This is a genomic window from Paracoccus sp. (in: a-proteobacteria), assembly GCF_047973135.1.
GTDB lineage: Bacteria > Pseudomonadota > Alphaproteobacteria > Rhodobacterales > Rhodobacteraceae > Paracoccus.
On sequence record NZ_JBKEBL010000105.1, the window covers coordinates 1 to 3,061 of the forward strand.

2 protein-coding genes and 1 pseudogene are annotated in these 3,061 nt (G+C 62.4%); 1 reads left to right on the forward strand and 2 read right to left on the reverse strand.

Features of this window, described 5'->3' with window-relative positions; all coding sequences use genetic code 11:
- Positions 1–295 precede the first annotated feature (295 nt).
- Positions 296–1,159: a 3-hydroxyacyl-CoA dehydrogenase gene (locus tag ACK5L9_RS08200; RefSeq protein ID WP_416910980.1), complete on the forward strand. Its 864-nt coding sequence runs from the start codon at positions 296–298 to the stop codon at positions 1,157–1,159.
- Positions 1,160–1,457: 298 nt separating this feature from the next.
- On the opposite strand, the gene ACK5L9_RS08205 is transcribed toward ACK5L9_RS08200, so the two are convergent.
- Together ACK5L9_RS08205 and ACK5L9_RS08210 are read right to left on the reverse strand one after the other, a co-directional pair.
- Positions 1,458–2,852, reverse strand: a complete 1,395-nt coding sequence (locus ACK5L9_RS08205; RefSeq protein ID WP_416910981.1) for a hypothetical protein — start codon at positions 2,850–2,852, stop codon at positions 1,458–1,460.
- Positions 2,849–3,061 (reverse strand): annotated as a pseudogene (locus tag ACK5L9_RS08210) (hypothetical protein); the annotation flags it as partial. The gene ACK5L9_RS08205 and the pseudogene ACK5L9_RS08210, both read right to left, overlap by 4 nt.

Below are 3,061 nucleotides of genomic sequence, written 5' to 3' on the forward strand. Positions count from 1 at the left end.
GCCGACCGCCAGAACCTGCGCGACCACGGCTTCAGCGACCGGGGCATCTGGGACATCGTGGCGACCGCATCCTATTACGCCATGTCGAACCGCATGGCCATCGGGACGGATATTCAGCCGAACCCGGAATATCACGCACAATCCCGCTGACAGCGGCGCAGCCGCCGGGACGCTTTGCCACCTTTCCATTCAGAGGCAGAGAGGCGACAAGGTCCGGATATGTCCGGCGGCAAGTCCGGCGTTGGTGCCGTGCAGCAACGGCGCGTAAACCGATCTGTCAGAAAGAGGTGGAAAGATGAGCATCGGCAATATCGTCGTCGCAGGCGGCGGAGTCATGGGGTCGCAGGTCGCCTGGCAGGCGGCCACCCATGGCAAGACCGTGACCGTCTATGACGTGTCCGAACAGGGCCTGACCCACAGCCGCGCCTTTCACAAGGATTTCGGCGACCGCTTTGTCGCACAGGACCGGCTGAGTGCCGGGAAGGTAGCCGAAGCACAGGCGCGAATCTCTTATACGACCGATCTGAAGGCGGCGCTGGATGGTGTCGGCCTGATCATCGAACAGGTTCCCGAGGATCTGGGGATCAAGCTTGAATTCTGGCGGCAGGCATCGGAGCTGGCCGATGCCGAAACGATCTTTGCCTCGAACACCTCGTCCCTGCTGCTCAGCGACATGACCAGCGCGGTCGATCGCCCCGAGAAATTCCTGGCGTTGCATTTTTGCGTCGATGTCTGGGACGCCAATATCGGCGAGGTAATGGGCCATCCCGGCACAGCGCCCGAAAGTCGCAAGGCGATCACCGCCTTCGCGACCGAGATCGGGCTTGTCCCCGTCGAACTACGCCGCGAACAGCCCGGCTATGTGCTGAACTCGCTGCTGATCCCGTGGCTGATCGCGGGGATCGATCTGTTGCGAAAGGGCGTCTGCGATGCCGAAAGCATCGACCGCACATGGGAGATCTGCAACAAATCGGCGATCGGGCCGATGCGGATGCTGGATATGGTCGGCATGAACGCGGCCTATCACATCGCGAAAGGCTGGGCCGCCGCTTATAAGGACGATCAGGCCGCTGCCGTGGCCGAGTTCGTCAAATCCGAATTTATCGACAAGGGCCGGCTTGGCATGTCCTCGGGCCGGGGCGTCTATGATTACGGCTGATACCGGCCGCCCCTTGGATTGACCCGTACCCGACGCTGCTGACTGAAGCTGATCCTGATCACAAAATCTGCGTAGCATCAGCGTGAAATCAAAAGGTCATATCCAGACAGGATAATCGCTTCATATGCGTCAGGCTATATGAGCCGGTATGGCGCGTTTCCTGAATTTGCCGACGGACTGGCGGGCGGTCTGCTGATGGCGAGGGCCGGGTGGGGCACGGCAGAAGGCGGGGGGTCCGGGGGGTGCAACGCCCCCGGCCATCGCGGGACGCAAATCTTGTGCGGTCGGGGATGCGTTCCTATGGCTGGTCGGAAAAGCCAAAGCTCACGTAGTCGCGGCGATAGGCGTTCTGCGCGGCTTCGATCAGCGAGGGTTGCGACAGGAACGCCGGATAATCGGGCGGCGCGGGCATCGGACATGGCCCGGAGATCCCCACCGCCTGACATAGAAAATCCAGATCGCCAGCCAGCCTGTCCTCGCGGATCAGCATGTCAGGCTGCGCAAAGCGGGAAAAACCGGCGATCACTTCGGTCTGGCTGGCCCATTGCGGATGGACCGGCAGAGTGGTCTGGCCGTTCAGATTGCGGCGCAGGAAATGCAGGAAATCGGCGAACAGCGCGGCACGGAGGTCGTCCGTCAGGCCGGGCAGGCTGGCATCATCGGGCAGGGCCAGACGATGCACATCACGCAGCAACTGCCGCAGATCGGGCCGGGCCGAGGTCAGCAATTTCCCGAACGCGTCCCAGGCACGATGCAGCGGGTGACGCAGTACGGTAAAGCTGCGATGGCCGGGATGCGCGCGCTTCCACTGGCGCAGGCTGTTCTGGGTGAAACCATCGCTGACCGTCCCCTGTGCCCGCATCCATTCCGCCACCGCATCGACCGGCCCGCCCGGAACCGGCATGAACAGCAGCCCCCTGCCCGCCTCGCAGCCAAGAAAGCTGGGAACTGCGGGGCCCCGCGCCGGTTCGAAATTCGGGATTCCGTTCAGGCCAAAGGGGTCCAGCCGGTGCAAATCCGCCTGCATTTCAGCAAAATTGCATACCTTTTGCGACATTTCGCGCGGGTTCTGCGGCACCTGATCGCTGGCGGGCGACAGATCCTGCACATCGGCCCGGCCCAGCCAGTTGAGCAGCCCCGTCATCACAGCCCGGTCGCGCAAATCGTCATAGCCCAGCCAGAAACCCGACTGGCCGCTGACCTGCAATCGGTTCATCACGCGGTGTTGAAATTCCTCGACCGCAGCAAGGTTGCGGCGAAATTCCTCGCCGTCATAGGTGATGGCGATTTCGGCGGGGGTTTCGGTCTCGTTCAGCTTCCACTGGTTCGTCTCATAGGCCAGCCGGGTCGAGACATAGCTGTCCAGCGGATTGCGGGTCAGCACGATCTTGGCGCAGCGCCGGTCCTCGATGATCGTGTCGAATACGCGCGGGTCGTGATCGTGAAAATAGCGAAAGCCCGACAGATGGTCGTCGCGACCGGTCAGGGCAGCCAGCAGGACCATCGGATCGGCATCGCGTTGCTGGCGGGTCACGCCGCGCAATTCATCCTTGCCGGGCCAGCCCATCATGTAAGGATTGAACGCCTCGCCAAAGCAGGTGACTTTCTTTACCTGATTCAGCGTCGCCTCCAGCAGGTTCGAGCCGGTGCGCATTTCAGCGAAAATGACGAAACTGCGGAAATTCTGGCTCATTCAGGTTGGTTCCCTTCCGATGCGGCAGTTTCCTGCGCGCTTTCCATATCACCTGCCAGTCTGATGGGCAGCCCCGAGTTCCGCAGCTTGCACAGCAGCGCGGGCAGGCCCGAGGCGTCGCGCATCTTCGGCAGGGCGGTCACAGGCGGCGCCTGCGCGTCCATCATCCGCATCGCACCGGTCAGCACAGCCTGCGGATCGGCCAGAAA